Source organism: Streptomyces sp. NPDC031132 (genome assembly GCF_055570595.1).
This window is the reverse complement of sequence record NZ_JBVIGX010000004.1, coordinates 22,795-48,991: the sequence shown is the minus strand read 5'-3', so window position 1 is coordinate 48,991 and position 26,197 is coordinate 22,795. Positions and strand designations below refer to the sequence as shown.

Genomic DNA, 26,197 nt, shown 5'->3' with positions numbered 1-26,197 from the left:
GCCGATTTCGATGTGCTTTGTGTCCGATCCGCGTGCATTCGGTTCGTTCGCTGCGTGGTTCCCCACGGTGCTCAGGCGCCGAGGCCGTACCCGTACCCCTGGAGGCCCTTCTTCAGGGCGCGCAGTGCGTAGTACGTACGGGATTTGACCGTTCCCGCAGGGATCCCGAGTTCCGCGGCCGCCTCGGCCACCGAGCGGTCCTGGAAGTAGACCTGCATCAGCACCTCGCGGTGCTCCGGCCCGAGCGAGCCCACGGCCCGCCGGACGTCGATCGCCGTGACCGAGCCGGCCACCGCGTCCTCGGGCGCGGGTGCCTGCTCCAGCCCCTCCGGGTCCACCTCCTGCGGCCGTGACAGCCGCGCCCGCCGGGCGTCGATCGCCAGCCGCCGCGCCACGGTGAACAGCCAGGGCCGCATGGATTCGTGGTCGCTCTCCAGCACCTCCGGGTGCTGCCACGCCCGGACCAGGGTCTCCTGCACGAGGTCCTCGGCGCGCTGGGAGTCCCCGGCCGTGAGGCCGAGCAGGAAACCGAACAGGGCCCGCCCGTGGTCGCGCTGGAGTTCGGCCAGCGCCTCGGGATCCGTGCGCAGGAGGGTGGGGGAGAGGGGCACGAGTGGCTCCTTCCTGGGTCCGTTCGGGTCCGACGGACTCACCCTCACCTGCACGGAGCGCCCCGGGAACCGTCCTGTCCCGGCGGTGCGCCCAAGCACCCCGGTCGTCCGGTGGGCGGCCGCGCCCGGCGGTGAACGGTCGAACGGCGCGGCGAACGGCCGCCCGGGTGAGGGCTGGCGCCCCTGCAGCCGTTCCTCGACTGGTGACGTCTTCCTCCATGGATTACAGATGGTCAGATAGTCCTACTAATGAGAGCTGGCCCCAGATGACCAAGCGCACCCGGCAGGCCCTCGCACTCCTGTCGGCCGTCCTCCTGGGGGCGGCCGCCGCGGGATGTTCCGCCGGGAAGGAACCCGCGCCGGCCCGCCTCGGCAACTCCCCCTCCCCGGCGCCGTCCAGCGGCTCCGGGTCCAACGCCGCCCAGGACGGCGCCGCGAAGGGCTTCACCCTGGTCGCGACCGGCGACGTGCTGCCGCACGACTCCGTCATCAAGCGGGCGGCGGCCGACGCGGACGGCGACGGCCACGACTTCAGGCCGATGTTCTCCCTGGTCAAGCCGGTGGTCTCGACCGCCGACCTGGCCATCTGCCACATGGAGACCGTGTACGGGGAGGACGGCGGGCCGTTCACCGGCTACCCGGCCTTCCAGTCCCCGCCCGAAGTGGCCGACGGACTCAAGGACGCCGGGTACGACGGCTGTTCCACGGCCTCGAACCACACCCTGGACGCCGGGGCCGATGGCCTGAAGCGCACCCTCGACAAGTTCGACAAGGCCGGTCTGAAGCACGCCGGTTCGGCCCGTACGGCGACGGAGGCGGCCACACCCACCCTGTACGCGGCGGGCTCCGCGAAGGTCGCGCACCTGGCGTACACGTACGACACGAACGGCTACCCGCTTCCGGACGGCCAGCCCTGGGCCGTCAACCTGATGGAGAAGGACAAGATCATCGCGGATGCGCGGGCCGCCCGGAAAGCGGGCGCGGACGTGGTCCTGGTCAGCGTGCACTGGGGCACGGAATGGCAGACCGAGCCGGACGAGAAGCAACTCGCGCTCGGCAAGGCGCTGACGGCCTCGCAGACCGGCGGGCGCCCCGACATCGACATGATCCTGGGCACGCACGCGCACATCCCGCAGGCCTACGAGAAGGTCAACGGGACGTGGATCATCTACGGCATGGGCGACCAGGTGGCCGGCGAGATGTTCAACTACTCGGGCGCGCGGGACATGCGCGGCAACTACGGCTCGATCGGCCGCTTCACCTTCGCCCCGCCGGCCGCCGCGGGCCGGCGCTGGCAGGTCACCAAGGTCGAGTTCATCCCGCAGATGATGGACCTGTCGGCCGGCAAGGTCGTCAACCTGCCGGCTGCCCTCGCGCGGTCCTCGGACGGGGAGTACGAGGAGGCGCAGGACGCCATCAGCGAGGCCGTCCTCGGCCGCGGCGCGGCCAAGGACGGCCTGACGATGGCCAAGTAGCCCGCCGCACCCGGGCCGTCCGGCCGCTCCCGCCGCCGGCCCGTCACGGCACCACCGTGACCGGCCAGCGGCCCGCCTTGACCAAGCGGACCGCCACCGAGCCGACGATGCGGTGCCCTGCCTGCTCGGAGGCGCCGACCACCACCGCGTCCGCGGTCAGCTCCTCCGCCGCGCTCACCAGGCCCGCGTACGGGTCGCCGCGGAAGGTGTGGAACTGCCAGCGCACCTCGTAGATGCCCTTGAGCCGCTCCGCCGCGTCCCGGATCTCCGCGACCAGCCCCTCCGCGATCTCCCCGGTGGTGTCGGCCACCGGCGCGCCCAGCGAAGCCCCGGCCGGCATCACCGGCTGGACGTAAACCAGCGCCAGCAGCGCGTTCTGCCGCCGGGCCAGCCCCGCCGCGTACGCCGCCGCCCGCAGGGAGGACTCCGACCCGTCCACCCCGGCGAGGATCACCTTGGGGCCGTCCGTACCGCGTTCGAATCCCGTGTTCACGTGCTCAGTCACCCTTCCGAGGTTATTCCCCTCGCCGCGCGGAGCGGCGGCGGCCTCCCTACAGTGCGAACCATGAGTGCCACCGTGGAGGAGACCCGGGGCACCCGGAACCGCTTCCTGAACCGGGTGCCCGACGCATTCGCCGCGTTCTTCGGAGCGCTCGGACTGCTGTGCGCCGTGCTGGCGCTCTCCCCCACGCTGCGGCACCTCCTGCGGCACATCGTGCGGTTCCTCGACGAGATCGTGGTGCCCGTCAGCGCCAACCTGGCCTACGCCGTCTTCCTCTTCCTGCTCGCCGCCGCCCTCGGCACCCGCAAGAAGGTCGCCTGGTGGATCGTCGTCACCTATCTGGCCCTGCTCGTCCTGGTCGACCTCCTGATCATCGCCGACGACTATTACTGGATCGGCGGCCCCTCGATGGCCATCGCCGTCGCCGCCCTCGGGGTCCTGGTCGCCGCCCGCAAGGAGTTCTACGCCGCCTCCCGGCCCGGGGCCTTCTGGCGGGCCCTGCTCGTCCTGGGCCTCGGCCTGCTCACCGCCGTGCTCCTCGGCTGGGGCCTGGTCGCCCTGTTCCCCGGCACCCTGCCCGAGGAGCAGTGGCTGGACTGGGCCGCCCGGCAGGTCTTCGGCGGCCTCGTCTCGCCCCGCCAGTTCGACGGCCACCCGTCCCGTCCCCTGTACTTCTTCCTCGGCCTCTTCGGCGCCCTCGCCCTGCTGAACGCCGCCACGACCCTCTTCCGCTCCCAGCGGCTGACCGCCGCCCTGCACGGGGACGAGGAGCCCCGCATCCGCGCCCTGCTCGGCGCCTACGGCCGCGGCGACTCCCTCGGCTACTTCGCCACCCGCCGCGACAAGGCCGTCGTCTTCGCCCCGAACGGCCGCGCCGGCGTCACCTACCGCGTGGAGGCCGGCGTCTGCCTCGCCAGCGGCGACCCGGTCGGCGACCCCACCGCCTGGACCCCCGCCGTCGACGCCTGGCTCACCGTCGCCCGCCGGCACGGCTGGCAGCCCGCCGTCATGGGCGCCTCCGAAGAGGGCGCCACCGCGTACGCCCGCTCCGGGCTCAGCGCCCTCCAGCTCGGTGACGAGGCGATCCTGCACGTCGCCCACTTCGACCTCGACGGCCGCGACATGCGCGTCACCCGCCAGGCCGTCAACCGCGTCAAGCGCACCGGAGCCACCACCGTCATCCGCCGCCACTCCGCCCTCAGCGAGGAGGAGATGCAGCGGATCATCGACCGCGCCGACACCTGGCGCGACACCGAGACCGAGCGCGGGTTCTCCATGGCCCTGGACCGGCTCGGCGACCCCGCCGACGGGGACTGCCTGCTCGTCGAGGCCTTCGACGCCCGGGGCGAGCTGATCGCCCTGCTGTCCTTCGTCCCCTGGGGCAAGGACGGCATCTCCCTCGACCTGATGCGCCGCGACCGCACCGCCCCCAACGGCGTCATGGAGTTCATGGTCGCCGAGCTCTGCGCGGCCGCGCCCGGCCTCGGTGTGCGCCGGATCTCCCTCAACTTCGCCGTCTTCCGCTCCGCCTTCGAGGAGGGCGGCCGGATCGGCGCCGGCCCCGTCCTCAAGCTGTGGCGCAAACTGCTGCTGTTCTTCTCCCGCTGGTGGCAGCTGGAAGCCCTGTACCGCTCGAACGTCAAATACGGGCCCGAGTGGTACCCGCGGTTCCTCTGCTACCAGGACGCCGGCTCGCTCGCCCGCGTCAGCCTCGCCTCCGGCATCGCCGAGGGCTTCGTCTCCGTACCCAGCCTGCGCAAACTGTGGGGCAACGGGCACACCAGGGGACTCACCGCGCCCGCCTCCACGGAGGGGCTGCCCCCGCTCGACTCCCTCGGCCTGGACCTCGTGGGACAGGAGGCCGCCGGCGCGGCGCGCGCCGAGCGGCTGCCCGAACAGGTCCGGGTCCGCCACGACAAGATGGAGCGGATCCGGGCGGCCGGCACCGACCCGTACCCCGTCGGCATCCCTCAGCGGACCCACACCGTGGCGGAGCTGAAGGCCGCGCACCCCGGGCTCGCGCCGGGCGCCCGGTCCGGGGAGCGGGCCACGCTCGCCGGCCGCGTGATGCTCGTACGCGACCTCGGCGGCGTGGTCTTCGCCGTCCTGCGCGACTGGTCCGGGGACGTACAGCTGATGTTCACCCGCGACGAGAGCGGCGCCGGCGCACTGGACTCCTTCACCTCCCAGGTCGACTTCGGCGACCACGTCGTGGCGAGCGGCGAGAGCGGAGCCAGCCGCAGCGGCGAGCCGTCCCTCGTGGTCTCCTCCTGGCAGCTCACCGGCAAATGCCTGCGCCCGCTCCCCGACAAGCGCAAGGGTCTCGCCGACCCCGAGGCCCGCGTCCGGCGCCGCTACCTCGACCTGGTCGCGAGCCCCGAGGCGCGCGACGTCGTACGGGCCCGCTCCTCCGCCGTCCAGGCACTGCGCCAGGGACTGCTGGACCGCGGCTACCTCGAGGTCGAGACCCCGATGCTCCAGCAGATCCACGGCGGGGCCAACGCCCGGCCCTTCCGCACCCACATCAACGCCTACGACCTCGACCTGTACCTGCGCATCGCCCCCGAGCTGTACCTGAAACGGCTGTGCGTCGGCGGCATGGAAAAGGTCTTCGAGATGGGCCGCACCTTCCGCAACGAGGGCGTCTCCTACAAGCACAACCCCGAGTTCACGATGCTGGAGGCCTACCAGGCCTTCGCCGACTACGACGTGATGCTCGACCTCACGCGCGAGCTGATCCAGGGCGCCGCGACCGCCGCCTTCGGCTCGCCGATCGCCCACAAGGCCGGCCCCGACGGAAAGCTCGTCGTCCACGACATCTCCGGGACCTGGCCGGTCAAGACGATGTACGGGGCCATCAGCGAGGCCCTCGGCGAGGAGGTCGACGCCGACACCGCGGAACCCGTGCTGCGCCGGCTCTGCGACCGGGCCGGCGTACCGCACGCGCCCGAGGACACCCGCGGCGACGTGGTGCTGGAGATGTACGAGCGGCTGGTGGAGGAGAAGACCAAGCTGCCGACCTTCTACAAGGACTTCCCCACCGACGTCTCCCCGCTCACCCGGCAGCACCGCAAGGACCCGCGCCTCGCCGAGCGCTGGGACCTGGTGGCGTTCGGGACGGAACTGGGCACCGCGTACTCGGAGCTGACCGACCCGGTGGAACAGCGCCGCCGGCTCACCGCCCAGTCGCTGCTCGCGGCGGGCGGCGACCCGGAGGCGATGGAACTCGACAACGACTTCCTGGACGCCCTGGAGTACGCCATGCCGCCGACCGGCGGTCTGGGCATCGGCGTCGACCGGCTGGTCATGTTCCTCACGGGCCTGACGATCCGCGAGACGCTGCCGTTCCCGCTGGTGAGGCGCGGCTGATCGGGTGAGGGGAAGCCCGCCCGTTCGCGCCTCTCGACATCTGCGGGGATCTCGTTGATACGTAGTAATAATGAAAAATGACGAGCCGACAGTAGGGCGACGCATGCTCCTGCGTACCGCCGTCTTCCTCGGAGTCGCCGCCGCCTCCGGACTCCTCACCGGCGGCGAGACCGGAGCACCCGGACAGAACACGGCGGGCGGCGCCCCGGGCGCGGGCCTCGGCGCCGGCGCCGCCGGCGGCCCGGCGGTCGGCCAGCCGGGACCCGGCGGAGCCGCCGGACCGGGCGGAGTCCGCGCCCTGCGGCCCCAGGCGCCCGGGCAGGCCGCGTACCGGCTGAGCCCCATGACCTCCGAGACCCCGCTGCGACCGCCCGCAGCGAAGCCCGCCGTACGGACCCGGCCCATCCTGGAACTGCCCCCCGACGCGAGCACGGCGAGCGCCATGGTGCTCACCTTCGACGACGGGCCCGACCCCCGCTACACCCCCGCCATCCTGGACACCCTCGCCCGGTACGGCGTCCGCGCCATGTTCTTCGTCTGCGGGGAGATGGCCACCGACAACCGGGACCTGCTGCGCCGGATGGCCGCCGAGGGCCACGTCATCGGCAACCACACCTGGACCCATCCGCTCATCCCCACGCTCACCCGGCCCGACCTCGCCTCCGAGATCGCCCGCACCAGCGAGGTCGTACAACAGGCCGTGGGGGAGGCGCCGCTGTGGTTCCGGGCGCCGTACGGGGCGTGGAACCGGGCCGCGTTCGAGATCGGGGCCGAGCTGGGCATGGAACCGCTCGCCTGGACGGTGGACACCCTGGACTGGACGGAGCCGGGCACCACCACGATCGTCTCGCGCGTCCTCAAGGGCGCGGCGCCCGGCGTGATCGTGCTGAACCACGACGCGGGCGGCGACCGCTCGCAGAGCGTCCGGGCGGTGAGCACCTACCTGCCCCAACTCCTCGCCCGGGGCTACCGGATGACGCTGCCGGTGCTGCCGCCCCGCTGAGGGGTCCTCCCACCCGGCGGGGCGGGGCCCCGGGCCGTCCGGCGGGGCGGTGCGCCGTCGTTCAGCGCGTCTCCACCATCCGGGCGAAGACGACCACGTTGCCGTCGTAGCCCCGCGCCTTGGAGTAGCCGCCGCCGCAGGTGATCACCCGGAGCTCCGCGTGCCCGGTGTCCCCGTACACCCGGGCTCCGGGGAAGGTCTCCTTCGAGAACACCTCCACCCCGTACACCTCGAACACCGCCGTGCGTCCGTCGTACCGCTCCACCTCGATGTGGTTGCCCTTGCGCAGGGAACCCAGGCCGTAGAAGACCGCCGGGCCCTGTGCGTTGTCGACGTGGCCCACGATCACCGCCGAGCCGCGCTGGCCCGGCGAGATGCCGTTGAGGTACCAGCCGGCCAGATTCGGGTCCTGCGGGGGCGGAGCCTCGATCCAGCCCTGCGGGTCCAGCCCGACCGTCATCGTCGGTGCGTCCACCCGGATGTTGGGGATCCGGATGCGCTGGACCGACGAGTGCTCCAGCGGTGCCACCTCCACGGGCGGCGCGGGCTGGTGCTGCATGGGCTGCTCGCCCTGCCCCGGCGGATTCGCCGGCAGCTGCTCGGCGGGCACCCCGACCGCTGCGGCGGCGGTCGGCTGCGGCGGCCCGTCGGCGACCTCCGCCCCGTTGCGCATCATGGCGAGGCCGCTGAGCATGACCAGTGCGAGCACGCCCCAGGGGGATCGTCTTCTCGGTGGCTGCTCGCTCTCGTCCTCGGTCATGGCTCTCCCTTCCCGACGCGGGGGTCCCGACCCGCGTTCTTGTCCCACCCCTGTACGCCCTTCTCCACGCACGCTAAGGCTGCGTGCGCAAGACGGCGATCGGTGAAGGGCGAACGGGTGGCGGGGCCGGAAGGGGTGCGCCCATCCAGGTATTCGTCACATAAATGACTGACGGGTCGTGACCTGCGGATCCGTCAGCCCGGCCGCTCGTGCCTCGGCGTGTCGCTCAACCTTGCGGCCCAAAGCCGGAAATGCGCTGGTTGCGGGCCGCCCCGAGGGTTCGTCGTGGGAGGCGTTCTCGTCGATCTTCCCGGGCGACCGCTCCGGGGCGCTTCCCGCTGGAGGTTCCACCATGCGTGTTCTCCGCGCCTTCACCGTGGCCGCGGCGGCCTTCGTCGCCGTCGGGCTCAGTACCCCGTTCGCCACCGCGAACCCGTCGGACCCGTTGGGCGGATCTCCGTCGGGTCAGGGCGGCAACGGGGGCAACACCGGCAACGGGCCGAGCAACGTCACCGTCAATCCGTACTCCGTGCACCAGGGCTCGACGATGCAGGTCAGCGCGGCGGGCTGCCGCCAAGGCGGCACCGTCTGGTCGCCCGGCAACTTTCCCCAGACGAACCTCTCGGCGGGCTCCATCGGGTTCGCCACCGTCCGGATCTTCAACCACGCCACGCCCGGCAACCACACGCTGTCGGTCAAGTGCCACGACAACAGCCTGGTCGCCACGCACCGGTTCACGATCCTCCGGGGCAACGGCGCACAGGGCGGTATCGGCGGCTCGTTCGGCCCGTCCACCGCCGAGACCGCCATCGGGGCGAGCCTCGTCGGCGCTTCGGCGCTCGGCGCGGGCGTCCACGTGATGCGCCGGCGCCGTCCCGTCCGCGGGCGGGCCTGACGGCGCGGCCTCCCGGTCGCAGCCCGGGAACCGCCGGTCGCCCCGAATCCTCGGCCAGGACTCGGGGCGACCGGCGGTCGGTGCTCTGTGGTGCTCGGGTGTGGGGTGTGACTGAGGACGCTCAGTGGCCGCGTGCGGAACGGCGGCGGCGGATCGCGTACGCCGTACCGCCGGCGGCCACGAGGAAGAGCCCGGCGCCCGCGCCGAGCTCCCGGGGATCCATCCCGGCCACACTGCCGCCCAGGCCGCCGCGGACACCGAGGGAGGCGCCGCCGGTGGCGGTGGAGGTGACGGTCGTACTGGCCCTCGTATTGGCCCTCGCAGTGGCCGTCGACGTGGAACTGGTGGTGGGACGGGTGGTGCCGCCGGTGATGGTGAGGTCGGCCGAACCGGTCTCCCCGTTGCAGGTGAAGGAGACGGAGTACACGGCTCCGCGCCGGGCGTCGCGGTCGACGGTCACCCGCGCGGTCTGGCCGCGCGCGATGCTCACGGTGTCGAAGACCCCGGAGGAGGCGGTGGCGTAGGCGGCGTTGCAGCCGGTGACCGAGAGCACCGTCTGGCCGCCCGGGGCAACCGTCGACGGGGTGATGGCGAAGCCGAACGAGGTGATGGGCTGGGCCTCGGCCGCGGTCGCGGAGGGCGCGCCGAGGACGCCGAGCGCGAGTACGGCGCCCGTGGCGCCGGCGCTCAGCAGGGCTGTGGCGTTGGTACGTATCGCACCCATGGTTGTTCTCCGGATCCCCGAGGAGCAGCCGCGGAACGGTTTCCGCACGTGGGGGGTCGTGCGCCTCGATGCCCGCCACGCTAGGCGCGGCCGCGGTGGCCCGCGATCAGGAACGGGCGAATGGGGCACGGGCCTGGGCCGAACCGGGGACGGGAGGCCCGTCCCCGGTTTGCCGGGCGGCTGCGGGGGGCACGCCGGGCCCCCGGCGGCGCCGGCACCACGGACGCCTCAGTCACCGAGCCCCAGGTGCGGGAACTGTGCGAGGAAGGGTTCTGCGGTCGCCGCGATGCCCCGCCCGAACGGCGCGTCGAAGTCCCAGATCAGGAACAGCAGGAAGGCGATCAGCGCGCTGAACAGGCCTGCCAGCAGCAGCTCCCGGAACGATCGGCGGATCTGCAGGGTGAAGACCAGGCCCACCGTCACCAAAGCGCCGGCGATCAGCCCGAACCACACCACCCCCGGCATCGTCGCCCCCGCGCTCTGGCCGCGGGCGCTGCGCGCGTCGTCCACCAGGGCGACCTGGTCCACCAGCGGCTGGTACGCCTGTCCCTCGTGGTCGGTCTGCGGTTCGTAGTCCGTCACGTCCCGGCGGATGCGGTCCAGCAGCTCCCCGCTCCGGTCGGTGAGATTGCCGCTGTCGGCCATCTCCTTCCACTCCGTGTCCACCACGTACGTGACGTACGCGTCGACGTCGGACCTGATCTTCTTGCGCACCTCGGCCGGATAGACCTCGGAGCGGATGCTGATCTCGTGCAGGGCCTGGGCCTCTTGGCGCACGTACTCCTGGGCGGCCCCGCGGCCCTCCCAGACGCCGGCGATCGCCAGGCCCAGCACGATCGCGTAGATCACCCCGATCATCATCGTCATGTACTCGATGACGTCCGGGGTCTCGTTGGGATCGTCGTCGTCGCCGATCCGGCGGTGGTTGAAGAAGGCGATGGACAGCACCACGGCGCAGGCCGCGGCCATCGCGAGGGACAGGACGAGCCATTCCGACAAGATGACTCCCGATCGGTCACGAGGGGGTGTGCGGGGTGTGCGGGCGGTCTAGCGCGGGCGCAGCGCGACGATCGCGAGCACCGCGGGAGCCGCGGTCATCAAGGTGAAGGTCACCGGCGAGATGTGGTGCTCGGGCCGTTTGGCGGCGGCCGTGCGGTAGGCCGGCCGGGCCACCGGCTTCTTCGGGGGCGGGGCCGGGGGCGTCACTGCGGGCGTCGGTGCCTTCACCTCGAGCGGCGGGGGCGGTACCGGTTTCGGCGGGGCCGGCGCGGGCGGCTTCGGCTTCGCCTGCGGAGCGGGTGGGGGCGGCGCAGGGGGCTTGGGGGCCGGCGGAGGCGGCGGCGCGGGCGGCGGGGTCGGCTTCGGGGGCGGCTTCGGCGCCGGGGGTGGCGGTGGGGTCGGCGTCGGGGTGGGAGTCGGCTTCGGCGGGCACGGCGGGGGAGGCGGGGGCGGGCAGTGGCCTCCGTGTCCCCCGTGGCCGCCGTGTCCCCCGTGGCCGGAGCCTCCGTGGCCGGTGCCGTGCCCGTTGCCGTTGCCGTGCCCGTTTCCGCGGCCGGCGCCCTGGCCGCCGGGAGGCCCGTCGCCGTGATGTCCGCCACCCCGGCGGCTCGCGGCCGCACCGCTTCCGGCGGCCGCGACCAGCCGGACGGCGGCCGCGCCGTCTCCGGCGTCGATCGTCGCGTAGGCGCAGCTATCAGCCACGGCCGGCGTGGCGGACAGCGCCGCCCACAGCAGGACCGGGACCACCAGCAGGCGTCTGGTACAGGCTTTGTTCACCCGGGGAGCATGGGCTCACGTGCGCTCGCACACGCGGGGCTCAGCCGTGGTTCGCCTGAACGGGTGGAGCGCAGACCGTAGAGGTTTGAGCCACGGAACGATGCAGTCCGGTCACGTACCTGCGTATTCCCATAAGCGACTTGTCGGTTTCGGTCATTCGCTGCGGGAGGGGTCCTGGAGGCCTTTGGTGTGTGATGAAGAACGGATCACCAATTTCCGCTTTTGCTCGCTCCGTTGGGCAATGATCAGTACATTCGGCTCGGACAAGCGTCCGACCCCGGACGACCGCGCAGGACTACGGCTTGGAGACCCCGATGGAGCGCCCCGCCTGGGCCCCGCCAGGTATCGACATATCGGTGCCGAGCGTGTCCCGCATCTACGACTACTACCTGGGCGGCTCCCACAACTTCGAGGTCGACCGCCAGGCCGCCCGCCGCGCCATGGAGTTCCTGCCGGGCCTGCCCAAGATCATGCAGGCCAACCGCGCCTTCATGCGCCGCGCCGTCCGCTACGCCGTGGCCCAGGGCGTCACCCAGTTCCTGGACATCGGCTCCGGCATCCCGACCTTCGGCAACGTTCACGAGATCGCCCAGGCCGCCAGCCCCGAGGCCCGCGTGGTCTACGTGGACCACGACCCGGTGGCCGTCGCGCACAGCCGCGCCGTCCTGGCCGGCGACGAGCGCACCGGCATCGTCACCGCCGACCTGCGCAAGCCGAGGGACATCCTCGCCGCCCCCGAGGTCGCGCAGCTGCTGGACCTCGAACGCCCGGTCGCCCTGCTGCTCGTCGCCGTCCTGCACTTCCTGGAGGACGCGGACGACCCGTACGCCGCCGTCGCCGAGCTGCGCGAGGCGCTGGCCCCCGGCAGCCTCCTGGTGCTCACGCACGCCTCCTACGAGGGCATCCCGCTCTCCCAGGAGGTCGCGGGCGGCATGGTCGGCGTCTACCGGGACATCCGCAACCCGCTCGTCATGCGCAGCGGTGAGCAGATCGCCCGCTTCTTCGAAGGGTTCGAGCTGGTCGATCCCGGTGTCGTGTCGATGCCGTTGTGGCAGCCCGAGGGCACCGAGGACCCGGAGGACGGCGAAACGCCCGAGGACCCGTACGCGTTCTCGGGCTTCGGCGGAGTGGGACGCAAGGCGTGAGATCCCCGGCCGCGGTGCCTTCCGGCACACCGACCCCGAAGAAGGCGCAACCCGCGCAGGCTGCAGAGCCCGCGCAGGGAGCAGAGCCTCCGTCCGCGTCCACAGGCCCGTCGGCTCCGACGGGCCTGTCGGCGGGTCCCGCCGCGCTGCGGAGCGGGCTCGAGGACCGGATCGGGCGCTTCGCGACCATCTGGGGACGGGCGATCTTCCCCGTCACCGCGACCTCGCTGACCCGCGTCGAGTTCGAACAGCACCTCATCCCGCTCGCCCGGACCCTCGCCGAGGCCCTGCACGCCCGGCCCTTCGACGCCGGCGTCGCCCAGCGGGTCGGGGCCGAACTCGTCGCCGTGCACTGCACCGACCCGGAGGCGCTGGCCGGCACGCTCGGCGTGGTCGAGTCGTACCTCGTGCTCTACTGCGGTCCCGACGGCGTGGGCGTGGAGGGCACCGAGGAGTACCGGTCGCGCTGCGCCCGGCTCCAGCACGGGATAGCGGCGGGATTCGCCCGCGCCCTGCGCGAGCGGACCCTCAAGGAGCAGGAGGCCATCGCCCGCTCCGCGCTGACGGCCCGCATCGACGCCCAGCAGGCCCTGCACGCGAGCGAGGAGCGCTTCAAGGCGGTCTTCGAGGGCGCGGCCATCGGCATCGGCATCGCCGACCTCGAGGGCAACGTCCTCGAGGTCAACGACGCGCTGCTGCAGATGTTCGGCGGGATGGGCGGGCACGTCCGGGGCCGCAACGTCAGCGAATGGGGCCACCCCGACGACGCCCCGCACGTCTGGCGGATGTACGGGGAACTCGTACGGGGCGAGCGCGAGAGCTACCGCGTCGAGAAGCCGTACTACCGCCACGACGGGACGGTGCTCTGGACCAACCTGACGGTGTCGCTGCTGCGCGACGCCGAGGGGGTGCCGCAGTACCAGCTGGCGCTGATGGAGGACACCACCGAGCGCCGACTGCTGAACCTGCGGCTCCGCTACGAGGCCACGCATGACGCGCTGACCGGGCTGCCGAACCGGACGCTGTTCTTCGAACGCCTGGAGAAGGCCCTGAGCGGGGCCGGCGGCAGCCGCTTCGGCCTGTGCTACCTGGACCTCGACGGGTTCAAGGCGGTCAACGACAGCCTCGGCCACTCGGCGGGCGACCGGCTCCTGGTGGAGGTCGCCGACCGGCTGCAGAGCTGCGCGACGGGCCCCGGCGAGGTCGTCGCACGACTCGGCGGCGACGAGTTCGTGGCGCTGACCACCGGCTCGGACACCGAGGAGAAGGTGACCGAACTCGCGGTCCGGATCCTGTCCGCCCTGTCCGTGCCCATCCGCATCGAGGGCCGCGAGCTGTCGGTCCGCGGCAGCATCGGCATCGTGGAGGGCCCGGCCCGGGAGCGCACCGCGGCCGAGGTGCTGCGCAGCGCCGACATCACCATGTACCGGGCCAAGGCGGCCGGCGGCAACCGCTTCGAGTTCGCCGACGCCGAGGCCGACGCCCGCGCCATCACCCGGCACGGCCTGACCAACGCCCTCCCGGCGGCCCTGGAACGCGGCGAGTTCTTCATCGAGTACCAGCCGCTGGTCCACATGCACGACGGCAGCGTCCACGGCGCCGAGGCCCTGGTGCGCTGGTCGCACCCGCAGTACGGGGTGCTCGGGCCGGACCGCTTCATCCCGCTCGCCGAACGGACCGGGCTGATCGTGCCGCTCGGCCGCTGGGTCCTGGAGGAGGCCGTCCGCCAGGCCCGCAACTGGCAGCGCCAGCACGGCGGCTCGGCCCTGCGGATCAACGTCAACCTCTCGCCGACCCAGCTGCACCACCCCGGCCTGGTCGCCGACACCGTCGCGGTGCTGGAGAACTCGGGCCTCGCCCCGGGCGCCCTGTGCCTGGAGGTCACCGAATCGGCCCTGATCGGCGCCGACGACGAACTCCTGGAACCCCTGCGCCGGCTCGCCGCCCTCGGCGTGGACATCGCGCTCGACGACTTCGGCACCGGCTACTCGAACCTGGCGAACCTGCGCCGCCTCCCGGTCAGCGTGCTGAAGCTGGACCGCTCCTTCACCAAGGGGATGCAGCAGCAGCCCGCCAACCCGGTCGACGTCAAGATCGTGGAGGGCATCGTCGCGCTGGCCCACAGCCTCGAACTCGCCGTCACGGTCGAAGGCGTGGAGACCGGCGCCCAGGCCGCCCAACTGCGCGACCTCGGCTGCGACACCGCCCAGGGCTGGTACTACGCCCGTCCCGGCGCCCCCGACCGCATCCACACGCTCTTGCTGTCGGACGCCGTGCCCACACCCTCCTGACGCCCGGCCGGGCCGGTCAGTCCAGCCCGGCCTCCGTTCCCCGGCCCGGCGTCCGGACGGCAGCAAGGACCCGCTCGTACCTCCGTGACGTGTCGGCCAGGACCTCGGCGGCCACCGGCAGCCGCTCCGCCTCGTACGCGTCGAGCACCTCCTCGCCGGCCTGACCGGCGAGGGCCGTGGTCAGTGTCCGACCGAGGGTGGCCGCGTCCTGGATGCCGGTGTTCATGCCCAGCCCGCCGGCTATGGGGTGGACGTGCGCGGCGTCCCCGGCGAGGAACACCCGGCCCTCGCGTATCCGGGTGGCCATGCGGACGTTGACCCGCCAGGCGGAGAGCCAGGTGGCATCCGCGAGCCGGATCCCAGGCATCCGGGCATGCCGGTCGAAGAGCCGCTGGAAACCCTCCAGCGAGGGCGGCAGCAGTCCGCCCTGCTCGTCCTGCTCGGGCGAGGCCTGCAGCTGGAAGGTGTCCGTCCCCGGCATCGGGCAGAGCAGTATCCCGCCGCCTTCCGAGGTGAACCACTGGTGCCAGAAGTCCCGGCTGAGCCCCGGGGCCCGGACGTCCCCGATGACCATCGCGGGTTCCTCCTCCCCGCTGCCCTCGAAGGGGATGCCGAGGAGCTTGCGGGTGGTGCTGCGCCCGCCGTCGCACCCGGCGAGGTAGCGGGCTCCGATCACGGTGCCGTCCGCCAGTTCCGCGCGGACCCCGGCCGCGTCCTGGGTGATCCCGGCGAGCCGGGATCCGTACTCGACCTGCACGCCCAGGCCGGTGAGCCGGTCGCGCAGCGCCTCCTCGATCTGCCACTGCCCTATCAGCAGGCCGCTGTCGGCCACCGAAGTGTCGTTGACGTGTGCTCCGTCGAAGTACTTGCGCAGGACCACCTCGCTGCTGCCGATGGCCGTCAGGGCCTCGGCCACGCCGAGCCCTTCGAAGATCTCGAGGCTGCTCGGCCGGAGCCCCTTGCCCCGGGACTCGCGGTGCGGTGCGGTGTGTCCCTCGATGATGCGGACGGTGGCTCCGCGCAGGGCGAGTTCGCACGCCAGGGTCAGTCCCGTGGGGCCGGAGCCCGCGATCAGTACGTCGGTCATCGGATGTCCTCTCCTCGTCGGTGTGCGTCGATGCGCTCGTCGATGTCTCAAGGAAAGCGGCTCCCGACCAAAAATGCAACCCGGTCAAGAAAATTACTCAGTCACGAATTTGTGGTACGCTGTGCGCATGGAGAACACGACGGGTCTGCGCGAGAACAAGAAGCTCCGTACGCGTCGCCAGCTGGCGGCCACGGCGCTGGAACTCTTCCTGGAGCGGGGCTTCGATGCCGTGTCGGTGGCGGATGTCGCCGCCGCGGCCGAGGTCTCCAAGCCCACCCTGTTCCGGTACTTCCCGAGCAAGGAGGACCTGGTGCTCGACCGGTTCGCCGACCACCAGGACGAGGCGGCCCGCATCGTGCGCGAGCGCCCTGCCGGCCAGACGCCGGTGGGCGCGGTGCGTGCGCACTTCCTGGCGGCCCTCGCCGAGCGGGACCCGATCACCGGGCTGTGCGACCACCCCGGAGTGCTCGCCTTCCAGCGGCTGCTCTACGGGACCGCCAGCCTGGAGAGCCGGATGGCCCACTACACCGACCGCGAGGTGGAGCTGCTCGCCGCCGTGATCGAGGGGGAGTCGGTCCCGCCGCTCACCGCCCGGCTCGCGGCGATGCACCTGGTGGCGGTCCGCCATGAGCTGGGCCGGGAGAACTACCGCCGCATGGATGCCGGCCAGAGCGCCGACGAGGCGCACCCGGCCGCCGTGGCCGACGCCGAGCAGGCCTTCGCGATGCTGGCCGGCGGGCTCGACGCGGCCCTCCCCACTGCCACGGCCCAGCCCTGACGAAGGGCCCGGCACGGACTCGGACGAGGCGGCACGGGTTCAGCCCAGCAGGATGCGCTTCAGCTCGCGGGCCGCGCGCGGGGGAGCGACGTCCGTGCGGTGGGCCAGGGCGATCGTGCGGCGCAGCGGGGAGCCCGCCAGGGGGGTGGCGCGCAGCCCCGGGCCGGCGTGGTCGACGACCATCGCCGGGACGACCGCGACGCCGAGCCCGGCGCGGACGAAGCCCAGGATCGCGTCCATCTCCCCGCCCTCCACCGTGAACACCGGCTCGAAGCCCTCCGCCCGGCAGGCGGCCACCGTCAGGTCCCGCAGGTCGTAGCCGTGGCGGAACATCACCATCGGCTCGTCGCGCAGCGCGGACACCGTGAGCGGGCCGCCGCCCGCGGGAGGCGGCAGCTGCGCCGAGGACACCACCACCAGGTCTTCCGTCAGCAGCTCCACCGTGGTCAGCGCCGGAGCCGAGGGTGGCAACGGCAGCGCGATCAGCGCCAAGTCCAGGGCTCCGCGCGCGAGTTCCCGTACGAGGTCGAGCGAACCGCTCTCCTCGATCAGCAGCTCGATCCCCGGATGGGCGGTGTGGAAGGCCCGCAGCACATGCGGCAGCAGGCCCGTGCACACGCTCGGTGTGGCCCCCAGCCGGACCCGCCCGCGCCGCAGCTGCGCCAGTTCCTGCACCTCGAGCCGGGCGGTGTCCGCGTCCGCCAGGATCCGCCGGGCCAGCGGCAGCAGCGCCTCGCCCGCGTCGGTGAGCGCGATGTTGCCCCGCGCCCGGCTGAACAGCTCCGCTCCCAGCTCCCGTTCGAGCGCCTTGATCTGCTGCGAGAGCGACGGCTGGGCGACGTGCACCCGCTCCGCGGCCCGGGTGAAGTGTCGGGTCTCGGCCACCGCCACGAAGTACAGGAGCTGCTGGAACTGCATCGTCCCAGGATACGCCGTACATAGGGAATCCCTATCGAGATCAGCGCCATCATGTCTTGGACCTCTTGGGGCTTTGGTCCTTACCGTCTGTGACATGGCTCTGGCAACGCGGACGGGCCGACGACCGTCCACCACGCGAACGCTCTGGGACTCCACCGTCGGCAAGAAGTCCGTGATGGCGGTGTCCGGGCTGATCATGCTCGGATACCTGGTCGTCCACATGATCGGCAACCTCAAGATCTTCTTCGGCCCGGGAGATTTCAACGGGTACGCGCACTGGCTCCGCCACATGGGCGAGCCCTTCCTGCACAGCCACTGGGGCCTGTGGGCGGCGCGCGTCGTCCTGGTCGCCGCCGTCGTCGCGCACGCCGTGTCCGCCTACCAGCTCAGCCGCCGCGACATCAAGGCCCGCCCGGTCAAGTACGCCCACAAGCGCCGGCGCGCGAGCTACGCCACCCGCACCATGCGCTGGGGCGGCGTCATCCTCGCCCTGTTCATCGTCTGGCACCTGCTCGACCTCACCACGCTCACCGTCAACGAGCGCGCATGGGCCGGCCACCCCTACGAGAACGTCCTCGCGACCTTCTCCACCTGGTACGGGAACACCATCTACATCGTGGCGATGGCCGCCCTCGCGATGCACGTCCGGCACGGCTTCTGGAGCGCCGCCCAGACCCTCGGCGCGGGCAACGCCCGCCGCGACCGGGCGCTGAAGTTCCTCGCCAACGCCCTCGCCCTCGCCCTCTTCGCGGGCTTCGTCTCCGTCCCCGTCGCCGTCATGACCGGAGTGGTGAGCTGACATGAGCAACGACTACGCCCACACCGACTACACCCGCTACGCCACCGGTGAGCCGATCGCCGACGCCAAGGCCCCCCAAGGCCCCATCGCCGAACGCTGGGACCGGCGCCGCTTCGAGGCCAAGCTCGTCAACCCGGCCAACCGCCGCAAGCACACCGTGATCGTCGTCGGCACCGGCCTGGCCGGCGGGGCGGCCGGCGCCACCCTCGCCGAACAGGGCTACCACGTCGTCCAGTTCTGCTTCTCCGACTCCCCGCGCCGGGCCCACTCCATCGCCGCGCAGGGCGGCATCAACGCCGCGAAGAACTACCGCAACGACGGCGACTCGGTGCACCGCCTCTTCTACGACACCGTCAAGGGCGGCGACTTCCGCGCTCGCGAGTCCAACGTCCACCGCCTCGCCCAGATCTCCGTCGAGATCATCGACCAGTGCGTGGCCCAGGGCGTCCCCTTCGCCCGTGAGTACGGCGGCCTCCTCGACACCCGCTCCTTCGGTGGCGTCCAGGTCTCCCGCACGTTCTACGCCCGCGGCCAGACGGGCCAGCAGCTCCTCCTCGGCGCCTACCAGGCGCTGTCCCGGCAGATCGCCGCCGGCAACGTCGAGATGCACGCCCGCACCGAGATGCTCGACCTGATCACGGTCGACGGCGTGGCCCGCGGCATCGTCGCCCGCGACCTGGTCACCGGCAGGATCTCCACCTACTACGCCGACGCCGTCGTCCTGGCCAGCGGCGGCTACGGCAACGTCTTCTACCTCTCCACCAACGCCATGAACTCCAACGCGACCGCCGTCTGGCGGGCGCACCGGCGCGGCGCGTACTTCGCCAACCCCTGCTTCACCCAGATCCACCCCACCTGCATCCCGCGTACCGGCGACCACCAGTCCAAGCTCACGCTGATGAGCGAGTCCCTGCGCAACGACGGCCGCATCTGGGTCCCCAAGGCCCAGGGCGACAACCGCCCCGCCGCCGAGATCCCCGAGGCGGAGCGCGACTACTACCTGGAACGGATCTACCCCTCCTTCGGCAACCTCGTACCCCGCGACATCGCCTCCCGCGCCGCCAAGAACGTCTGCGACGAGGGCCGCGGCGTCGGCCCCGGCGGCCAGGGCGTGTACCTCGACTTCGCCGACGCCATCCGCCGCATGGGCCGGGACAAGGTCGCCGAGAAGTACGGCAACCTCTTCGAGATGTACGAGCGGATCACCGCGGAGAACCCGTACGAGGTGCCCATGCGGATCTACCCCGCCGTGCACTACACGATGGGTGGCCTTTGGGTCGACTACGACCTCCAGACCACCGTCCCCGGCCTCTTCGCGATCGGCGAGGCCAACTTCTCCGACCACGGAGCCAACCGCCTGGGCGCCTCCGCCCTGATGCAGGGCCTCGGCGACGGCTACTTCGTGCTCCCCTCCACCATCAACGACTACCTCGCCCGCCAGCCGCACCGGGAAGCCGTCGACGACAGCCACCCCGAGGCCGCGGCAGCGATCCGCGAGACCCGCGACTGCCTCGCGAAACTGCTCGCCGTCGACGGGGACCGCACACCCGACTCCTTCCACCGCGAGATCGGCGAGCTCATGTGGGAGTACTGCGGCATGTCCCGCACCGAGGAGGGCCTGCGCAAGGCGCTGGAGCGGATCCCGCACATCCGTGAGGAGTTCTGGAAGCGGATCAAGGTCCCCGGCAAGGGCGAGGAGTTCAACCAGTCCCTCGAGAAGGCCAACCGCATCGTCGACTACCTGGAGCTCGCCGAGCTGATGTGCCTCGACGCCCTCCACCGCGCCGAGTCCTGCGGCGGCCACTTCCGCGAGGAGTCCCAGACCCCGGACGGCGAGGCCGCCCGCCGCGACGAGGAGTTCGGCTACGCCGCGGCCTGGCAGTACCAGGGCACCGGCGCGGCCCCCGTCCTGCACAAGGAAGACCTCGTCTTCGAGTACGTCCACCCCACCCAGCGGAGCTACGCATGAGGCTCAACCTGCGCGTCTGGCGCCAGCAGAACCCCGACACCCCCGGCGCCATGGTCACGTACGAGGTCGACGGCATATCCCGCGACATGTCCTTCCTGGAGATGCTCGACACCCTCAACGAGGACCTCATCCTGCGCGGCGAGGACCCGGTCGCCTTCGACCACGACTGCCGCGAGGGCATCTGCGGTGCCTGCAGCCTCGTGATCAACGGCGACGCCCACGGCCCCGAGCGCACCACCACCTGCCAGCTCCACATGCGGTCCTTCGCCGACGGCGACACCATCGACGTCGAGCCCTGGCGGGCCGCCGCCTTCCCGGTGGTCAAGGACCTCGTCGTGGACCGCAGCGCCTTCGACCGGATCATCCAGGCCGGCGGCTACGTCACCGCCCCGACCGGATCGGCCCCCGAGGCACACGCCACCGCCGTGCCCAAGGCCGACGCAGACTTCGCCTTCGAGCACGCCGAGTGCATCGGCTGCGGGGCCTGCGTGGCGGCCTGCCCCAACGGCTCCGCGATGCTCTTCACCTCCGCCAAGGTCAACCACCTGAACGTGCTGCCGCAGGGCTCGCCCGAGCGGGAGACCCGCGTACTGGACATGGTGGCCCAGATGGACGGCGAGGGCTTCGGCGGCTGCACCCTCACCGGGGAGTGCGCCACGGCCTGCCCCAAGGGCATCCCGCTGCCGTCCATCGCCGCCATGAACCGCGAGTGGCTGCGGGCCGTCCGGAAGCACGGAGCATGAGGGCCCACGAAGCACGGAGCATGAGGGCCCACGCCCGGGACACCGGGCACCGCGTCCCTGGCGGCGGTACTTCCCGGTGCCTCCCCGTACGAGGAGCCCCGGCCGACCGGCTGACGAGACCGGCAGACCCGACGGGCTGATCCGATTGGCGGATCCGATCCGCCGACCGGGCGCTCGTGGCGGCCGTACGACGTGCCGCGCCCCGCCCGCGTCCGGCCCGTGGGGGACAGTGGGCCCCATGCCACAAGCCCCCGCCGGGTCCGGACCGCGCCGCCGCACCCTCCTGGCGGCCGCCGCCCTCGCCCCGCTCGCGATGGCCGGCTGCTCCGCGGAGGACCCGTCCGGCACTTCGGGCCACGGCTCGAAACCCGCGCCCAAGGACGCCCTCGTCATGGTGATCCGGCACGCGGAGAAGCCGTACGCCGGGGACCTGGGCGAGGACGAGGACGGCGACGAGAACCCCGGGTCCCTCGCCGGGCGGGGCCGGCGCCGGGCCGAGGAGCTGCACCGCCTCTTCCTGCCCGCCGGCGGCTCCACGCTGCCCCGCCCCGCGGTCGTCTTCGCGGCCGGCGGCCCGGCGGGGGCCCCCGCCCGCTGCCGCCAGACGGTCGAGCCGCTGATCGCGGCCCTGCGTACGCCGCTGCGCGGAGAGTTCGCCGTCGGCGCCGAACCGGCCCTGGCCCGGGCCGCGCTGGCCGCCCGCATGCCCGTACTCGTCTGCTGGGAGCACACCGGCATCCCCCGCCTGATCCGCTCCCTCGGCGCCCACCAGGTGCTCGGCGTCCCCGCCGTCTGGCCCGACCGCTACGACCTGGTCTGGCTGTTCACCCGCCGACAGGGCCGGTGGAGCTTCCGCGAACTCCCGCAGCACCTGCTGCCGGGGGATGCGTAGCCCGTCGGGCGCCAGCCGACGTGGTCCGAACGTCGTCGTCCGACCGGCAGAAGGGTGCAGGGACATGCACGGTGGCGAGTCGGCAGCGCCGACCGGCCGGCGGGACCGGCGCGGCATGCTGATGTGGTGGGGGCCGCGGGCGCTGTTCGTCATGGGCGCCGTGGTGCTCGTCGTGGAGTCCAGCCGCGGAGTGCCGCTCCCGGAGCTGTACGGGGCCCTGGCCTTCTTCGGGGTCTGCAGTGCCGTCTTCGTCGGACGACAGCTGGGTCTCGGGCACGAGCAGGACCCCGGCGGACGCACCCCGCGCTGGCTGCTCCGGGCGGCCGGCCTGCTGAGCACCGCCGGAGTGGTGGTCCTCGTCCTCCACCTGGCGGGAGTCGAGGGGGACGCCTTGCCGCTCGTCGGGTCGGTGCTCCTGCTGCTCGGCCTGGGCTGGTTCGTCGAAGCGTGGCGGGGACTCGAGCCGGGCCGGCCGAGGAGCGCCCTGCTGGTGTGGGGCGCGGCCCTGATGGCCTTGACCGCGGCGGTGGCGGTCGCCGCAGCGCTCGTGCTGCCCAAGGCCAAGGGCGGTCTCTACGTCGGCCTGCTCATCGCCCTCGGCGCGGCCCTCTTCGTATGCCTCCCGCTGAGCCTCAACCTCCTGTCCGAATGGGGCGTACGCCTCCTGCGGACGCGGCGCTCCGCCGCGGGACCCGGGGCCGGTGTGGGCGTCATCGGGATCCTCGGCCTCGTCGTCACCGCCGCAGTCGTGGTGTCCTGCCTGTGGCTCGTGCAGCGGGACTGGGTGCTGAGCGCGGTGCTCGTCGCGGCGGCGCTGCTCCTGCTGGCGGCCATCGTCTCCAACACGCACGCCGACGTCGCCCTCGTCCTCGCGGGCCTCTGCCTCCTCGCGGCGGCGCCCCCGGAGCACCGCCACCCCCAGGCCCTCGACCCGGCCGGCGGGCAGCGCGTCCTCGTGGCCCTGGGCGACTCCTACATGTCGGGCGAGGGCGCGAGCAGTTACTTCGAGGGAACCGACGACGGCGGCCGCAACGAATGCCGGCGCTCACCCTCCGCCTACGCGGTCGGACTCGGCACAGCCGGCCCCCGGTTCGACCGCGTGCTGTTCCTCGCCTGCTCGGGCGCGCGGACCTACAACGTCAACCCCCGCTCCGGACCCGGCCCCGCCCGCGTACAGCCGGGCGAACCGGGCACCCAGATCGACCAGCTCAAAGGCGTGGCGTCCGCGTTCCACCCGGCCCTCGTCATCGTCGCGCTGGGCGGCAACGACGCCGGATTCGCCATCCTCGGAGAGGCGTGCCTCGCCCCCGGCGACTGCGAGACCCGCAGGTCCCTGTTCCTGAACAACCTGCCGAAGGTCCGCCAGGACCTCATCGCGACCTACGGGTCCCTGCGGCAGGCCTTGCCCGCCGGCGTGCCCATCGTGGCCGTGCCCTACCCGCAGCCGATCGCCGCGGCCGACAGCTGCACCGGAGTGGCCCTCACCAAGGCCGAGCGCGATTTCATCCGCACGTTCGTGGAACAGATCGACACCACGATGCGCCAGGCGGCCGATACGGCGGGCATCACCTACATGGCCGAGATGAAGGACAGCTTCGCCACGCACCGGCTCCAGCTGTGCGAGCGCAGAAAGGGCGCAGCCGGAGTCAACTTCGTGGACATCGAGACGGTCAACGGGCTCGCCTCGCAGCGCTTCAGCCCCGCCAAGTGGCTCCACAACAGCCTGCACCCGAACGAACGCGGCCACGCAGCCATGCGCGACACGTTCACCACCTGGCTCGACGCCCACCCCCAGCTCATGCCGCCCACGCCCACGGGCGAACGACAGGCGACGGTCGTCCCCGCGGCCGAACCCGAGCCGCTGTGCGGCATGACCGACGACGCGGTGAACGCGCACTGCAGGGTGCAGCTGCGGGCCTGGGAGCTGGAACAGGTCCGGGGCGGCTGGCCGTGGCTGCTGCTCGTGCTGTTCGGACTGGCCGTGGTGTGGGCCGCGAGCATCGCCGTCTTCAGCCTGCTCCCCGGAGCAGGGCGGTCCTACCGGGATCCCGGCCCCAGCGCACGGGCCAGGTAGGGGGCCGTGCGGCTCGCCGCCGCCCGGGCCACCCGCGCGGGCGGACCCGAGGCGACGATCCGGCCGCCCTCGGCGCCGCCGCCCGGCCCCAGGTCGATCACCCAGTCCGAGCCCGCCACCACCTCCATGTCGTGCTCGACGACCACCACCGAATGCCCGGCGTCCACCAGTCCGTGCAACTGCCGCAGCAGCACCCGCACATCGGCCGGATGCAGCCCCGTCGTCGGCTCGTCCAGTACGTACAGGGTGTGGTCACGGCGCTGCCGCTGAAGCTCGGTCGCCAGCTTGATCCGCTGCGCCTCGCCGCCCGACAGCTCCGTGGCCGGCTGCCCCAGCCGCAGATAGCCCAGCCCGATGTCCTCCAGCGCCCGCAGGCTGCGCGCCGCCGCAGGGACCTGCGCGAAGAACGCGGCAGCGGACTCCACCGTCAGCGCCAGCACCTCCGCGATGCTGAGCCCCTCGTACCGCACCTCCAGGGTTTCGGTGTTGTACCGGGCCCCGGCGCACTCCGGGCACGGCGCGTACGTACTCGGCAGGAACAGCAGCTCCACCGACACGAAGCCCTCGCCCTGGCAGGTCTCGCACCGGCCGCCCGGCACGTTGAAGGAGAACCGGCCCGCCTTCCAGCCGCGCGCCCGTGCCTGCGGAGCCGCCGTGAACAGCTTGCGCACCACGTCGAACAGCCCCGTGTACGTGGCCAGGTTGGACCGCGGCGTACGGCCGATCGGCTTCTGATCCACCTCCACCAGCCGCCGCACCGGGAATCCCGGATCCGCCAGCCGCTCGCCGACCTCCCGGGCGAGCACCTGGCCCACCAGCGTGGACTTGCCCGACCCCGACACCCCCGTCACGGCGGTGAACACCCCGAGCGGGAACTCCGCGTCCACACCCCGCAGGTTGTGCCGGTCGACGCCGGTGAGCCGGACCGAACCGCTCGCCTCGCGTACCTCGCGCCCCGTCCCCGGCCCCGCCTCGCGCTCGGTGAACAGGTGGCGGCCCGTCGCCGACGCCGCCACACCGGCCAGCCCCTGCGGCGGCCCGCTGTACAGCACCTGTCCGCCGTGCTCCCCGGCCAGCGGGCCCACGTCCACCAGCCAGTCCGCATGCCGCACCACATCCAGGTGGTGCTCCACCACGAACACCGTGTTCCCCGCCGCCTTGAGCCGGTCCAGTACGTCGAGCAGCGCCTCCGTGTCGGCCGGGTGCAGCCCCGCCGACGGCTCGTCCAGTACGTACACGACCCCGAACAGCCCCGACCGCAGCTGCGTCGCCAGCCTCAGCCGCTGCAGCTCGCCCGCCGACAGGGTCGGTGCGGTGCGGTCCAGGCTCAGGTAGCCGAGCCCGAGCTCCACGACGGGCCCGATGCGGGACCGCAGGTCCTCGGCGAGCACCCGGGACGCCTCCCCGTCCGGGGCCGCGGCGGCCAGTACGCCGTCCAGGGCGGTCAGCGGCAGCGCCGCCAGCTCGGCGATGGTGCGGCCCGCGAACGTCACGGCCAGGGCCTCGGGCCGCAGCCGCCGTCCCCCGCACACCGGGCACGGGGAATCGGCGAGGAACCGTTCGGCCCGGGCGCGCAGCGCGGCGCTCTTGCTGTCCGAGAAGGTCCGCATCACGTAGCGGTGGACGCTCATGTACGTGCCCTGGTACGGCCGTTGGATCCGGTCCGCGTCCCGCACCGGATGCACCGTCACGACGGGCTGCTCCTCGGTGAACAGGATCCACTCGCGGTCCTTCGCCGCCAACTCCCGCCAGGGCGCGTCCACGTCGTACCCGAGCACCTCCAAGATGTCCCTGAGGTTCTTGCCCTGCCAGGCACCGGGCCAGGCGGCGATCGCCCCCTGACGGATCGACAGCTCCCGATCCGGTACGAGGAGTTCCTCGCTCGTACGGTGGATGCTGCCGAGGCCGTGGCAGGACGGGCAGGCCCCGGCGGCGGTGTTGGGGGAGAAGGCGTCGGAGTCGAGCCGCTCGGCACCCGGGGGATAGGTGCCGGCGCGGGAGTACAGCATGCGCAGGGAGTTGGACAGCAGGGTCACCGTCCCGACGGAGGAGCGCGAGCCGGGGGAGGAGCGCCGCTGTTCCAGCGAGACGGCGGGCGGCAGCCCGGTGACGGAATCCACCTTCGGGGCGCCGATCTGGTGGATCAGGCGGCGGGCGTACGGGGCCACCGACTCGAAGTACCGGCGCTGGGCCTCGGCGTAGAGCGTGCCGAAGGCCAGCGAGCTCTTGCCGGAGCCGGAGACCCCGGTGAACACGGTCAGCGCGTCGCGCGGGACGTCCACGTCGACGCCACGCAGGTTGTGCTCACGGGCACCCCTCACCCGTACGAAGGAGTCGCGGTGGGCCTGAGGTGCCGGGGCGGTGGAGTGGTGCATTCGCCCCAGTT

21 protein-coding genes are annotated in these 26,197 nt (G+C 72.5%); 12 read left to right on the top strand and 9 right to left on the bottom strand.

Annotation, left to right across the window (positions count from 1 at the left end):
• Window positions 1–71 precede the first annotated feature (71 nt).
• Window positions 72–611, bottom strand: a complete 540-nt coding sequence (locus ACZ49B_RS07930; RefSeq protein WP_468301711.1) for a sigma-70 family RNA polymerase sigma factor — start codon at window positions 609–611, stop codon at window positions 72–74.
• Between the two features lie 266 nt (window positions 612–877).
• Between ACZ49B_RS07930 and ACZ49B_RS07925 the strand changes: the two genes are divergently transcribed.
• Window positions 878–2,086 carry a CapA family protein gene (locus tag ACZ49B_RS07925; RefSeq protein ID WP_468301708.1) on the top strand — a complete coding sequence of 403 codons (1,209 nt, stop codon included), beginning with the start codon at window positions 878–880 and terminating at the stop codon, window positions 2,084–2,086.
• A 43-nt stretch (window positions 2,087–2,129) separates the two neighbouring features.
• Here ACZ49B_RS07925 and ACZ49B_RS07920 read toward each other — a convergent pair whose 3' ends face one another.
• Window positions 2,130–2,591, bottom strand: coding sequence for a universal stress protein (locus ACZ49B_RS07920; protein ID WP_053788778.1), 462 nt, complete (start codon window positions 2,589–2,591; stop codon window positions 2,130–2,132).
• Between the two features lie 60 nt (window positions 2,592–2,651).
• Between ACZ49B_RS07920 and lysX the strand changes: the two genes are divergently transcribed.
• A complete protein-coding gene (gene lysX, locus ACZ49B_RS07915; RefSeq protein WP_468301705.1) occupies window positions 2,652–5,957 on the top strand; it encodes a bifunctional lysylphosphatidylglycerol synthetase/lysine--tRNA ligase LysX in 3,306 nt (1,101 codons plus the stop codon).
• A gap of 103 nt (window positions 5,958–6,060) precedes the next feature.
• Window positions 6,061–6,960, top strand: a complete 900-nt coding sequence (locus tag ACZ49B_RS07910; protein WP_468301702.1) for a polysaccharide deacetylase family protein — start codon at window positions 6,061–6,063, stop codon at window positions 6,958–6,960.
• A 61-nt stretch (window positions 6,961–7,021) separates the two neighbouring features.
• On the opposite strand, the gene ACZ49B_RS07905 is transcribed toward ACZ49B_RS07910, so the two are convergent.
• Window positions 7,022–7,720 carry a class F sortase gene (locus ACZ49B_RS07905; protein ID WP_468301700.1) on the bottom strand — a complete coding sequence of 233 codons (699 nt, stop codon included), beginning with the start codon at window positions 7,718–7,720 and terminating at the stop codon, window positions 7,022–7,024.
• A 352-nt stretch (window positions 7,721–8,072) separates the two neighbouring features.
• On the opposite strand from ACZ49B_RS07905, the gene ACZ49B_RS07900 reads away from it, so the two are divergent.
• A complete protein-coding gene (locus ACZ49B_RS07900) occupies window positions 8,073–8,615 on the top strand; it encodes a hypothetical protein (RefSeq protein ID WP_468301697.1) in 543 nt (180 codons plus the stop codon).
• 121 nt (window positions 8,616–8,736) lie between these two features.
• Here ACZ49B_RS07900 and ACZ49B_RS07895 read toward each other — a convergent pair whose 3' ends face one another.
• From ACZ49B_RS07895 to ACZ49B_RS07885, 3 genes are all read right to left on the bottom strand, one after another.
• Window positions 8,737–9,339 (bottom strand): hypothetical protein, encoded by a 603-nt coding sequence (locus ACZ49B_RS07895; RefSeq protein ID WP_468301694.1) that lies wholly within the window; start codon window positions 9,337–9,339, stop codon window positions 8,737–8,739.
• A gap of 228 nt (window positions 9,340–9,567) precedes the next feature.
• Entirely contained in the window at window positions 9,568–10,338 is a 771-nt protein-coding gene (locus ACZ49B_RS07890; RefSeq protein WP_468301691.1) for a bestrophin-like domain, read from the bottom strand.
• Window positions 10,339–10,386: 48 nt separating this feature from the next.
• Complete coding sequence (locus ACZ49B_RS07885; RefSeq protein WP_468301688.1) at window positions 10,387–11,115, bottom strand: hypothetical protein; 729 nt, start codon at window positions 11,113–11,115, stop codon at window positions 10,387–10,389.
• Window positions 11,116–11,429: 314 nt separating this feature from the next.
• On the opposite strand from ACZ49B_RS07885, the gene ACZ49B_RS07880 reads away from it, so the two are divergent.
• Both ACZ49B_RS07880 and ACZ49B_RS07875 read left to right on the top strand, forming a co-directional pair.
• Window positions 11,430–12,260 carry an SAM-dependent methyltransferase gene (locus tag ACZ49B_RS07880; RefSeq protein ID WP_468301685.1) on the top strand — a complete coding sequence of 277 codons (831 nt, stop codon included), beginning with the start codon at window positions 11,430–11,432 and terminating at the stop codon, window positions 12,258–12,260.
• Between the two features lie 125 nt (window positions 12,261–12,385).
• A complete protein-coding gene (locus ACZ49B_RS07875; protein WP_468302442.1) occupies window positions 12,386–14,551 on the top strand; it encodes a putative bifunctional diguanylate cyclase/phosphodiesterase in 2,166 nt (721 codons plus the stop codon).
• Window positions 14,552–14,567: 16 nt separating this feature from the next.
• Here the strand turns inward: ACZ49B_RS07875 and ACZ49B_RS07870 are convergent, their stop codons facing one another.
• Window positions 14,568–15,638 carry an FAD-dependent monooxygenase gene (locus tag ACZ49B_RS07870; protein ID WP_468301682.1) on the bottom strand — a complete coding sequence of 357 codons (1,071 nt, stop codon included), beginning with the start codon at window positions 15,636–15,638 and terminating at the stop codon, window positions 14,568–14,570.
• 127 nt (window positions 15,639–15,765) lie between these two features.
• Between ACZ49B_RS07870 and ACZ49B_RS07865 the strand changes: the two genes are divergently transcribed.
• Window positions 15,766–16,416: a TetR/AcrR family transcriptional regulator gene (locus ACZ49B_RS07865; RefSeq protein ID WP_468301679.1), complete on the top strand. Its 651-nt coding sequence runs from the start codon at window positions 15,766–15,768 to the stop codon at window positions 16,414–16,416.
• Window positions 16,417–16,455: 39 nt separating this feature from the next.
• Here ACZ49B_RS07865 and ACZ49B_RS07860 read toward each other — a convergent pair whose 3' ends face one another.
• Window positions 16,456–17,334: a LysR family transcriptional regulator gene (locus ACZ49B_RS07860; protein WP_468301676.1), complete on the bottom strand. Its 879-nt coding sequence runs from the start codon at window positions 17,332–17,334 to the stop codon at window positions 16,456–16,458.
• Window positions 17,335–17,428: 94 nt separating this feature from the next.
• On the opposite strand from ACZ49B_RS07860, the gene ACZ49B_RS07855 reads away from it, so the two are divergent.
• From ACZ49B_RS07855 to ACZ49B_RS07835, 5 genes are all read left to right on the top strand, one after another.
• Window positions 17,429–18,133, top strand: a complete 705-nt coding sequence (locus ACZ49B_RS07855; RefSeq protein ID WP_468301673.1) for a succinate dehydrogenase cytochrome b subunit — start codon at window positions 17,429–17,431, stop codon at window positions 18,131–18,133.
• A 1-nt stretch (window position 18,134) separates the two neighbouring features.
• The gene (locus tag ACZ49B_RS07850) at window positions 18,135–20,102 is read left to right on the top strand and encodes a fumarate reductase/succinate dehydrogenase flavoprotein subunit (protein WP_468301670.1); all 1,968 of its coding nucleotides are present in this window, start codon (window positions 18,135–18,137) and stop codon (window positions 20,100–20,102) included.
• Complete coding sequence (locus ACZ49B_RS07845; RefSeq protein WP_468301667.1) at window positions 20,099–20,845, top strand: succinate dehydrogenase/fumarate reductase iron-sulfur subunit; 747 nt, start codon at window positions 20,099–20,101, stop codon at window positions 20,843–20,845. Before ACZ49B_RS07850 ends, ACZ49B_RS07845 begins: the two co-directional genes overlap by 4 nt.
• A gap of 238 nt (window positions 20,846–21,083) precedes the next feature.
• Window positions 21,084–21,737 (top strand): hypothetical protein, encoded by a 654-nt coding sequence (locus ACZ49B_RS07840; protein ID WP_468301664.1) that lies wholly within the window; start codon window positions 21,084–21,086, stop codon window positions 21,735–21,737.
• A 64-nt stretch (window positions 21,738–21,801) separates the two neighbouring features.
• The gene (locus tag ACZ49B_RS07835; RefSeq protein WP_468301661.1) at window positions 21,802–23,811 is read left to right on the top strand and encodes an SGNH/GDSL hydrolase family protein; all 2,010 of its coding nucleotides are present in this window, start codon (window positions 21,802–21,804) and stop codon (window positions 23,809–23,811) included.
• Here the strand turns inward: ACZ49B_RS07835 and ACZ49B_RS07830 are convergent.
• Window positions 23,775–26,186: an excinuclease ABC subunit UvrA gene (locus tag ACZ49B_RS07830; protein ID WP_468301658.1), complete on the bottom strand. Its 2,412-nt coding sequence runs from the start codon at window positions 26,184–26,186 to the stop codon at window positions 23,775–23,777. The two genes, ACZ49B_RS07835 and ACZ49B_RS07830, sit on opposite strands and share 37 nt — an antisense overlap.
• Window positions 26,187–26,197: the final 11 nt, after the last annotated feature.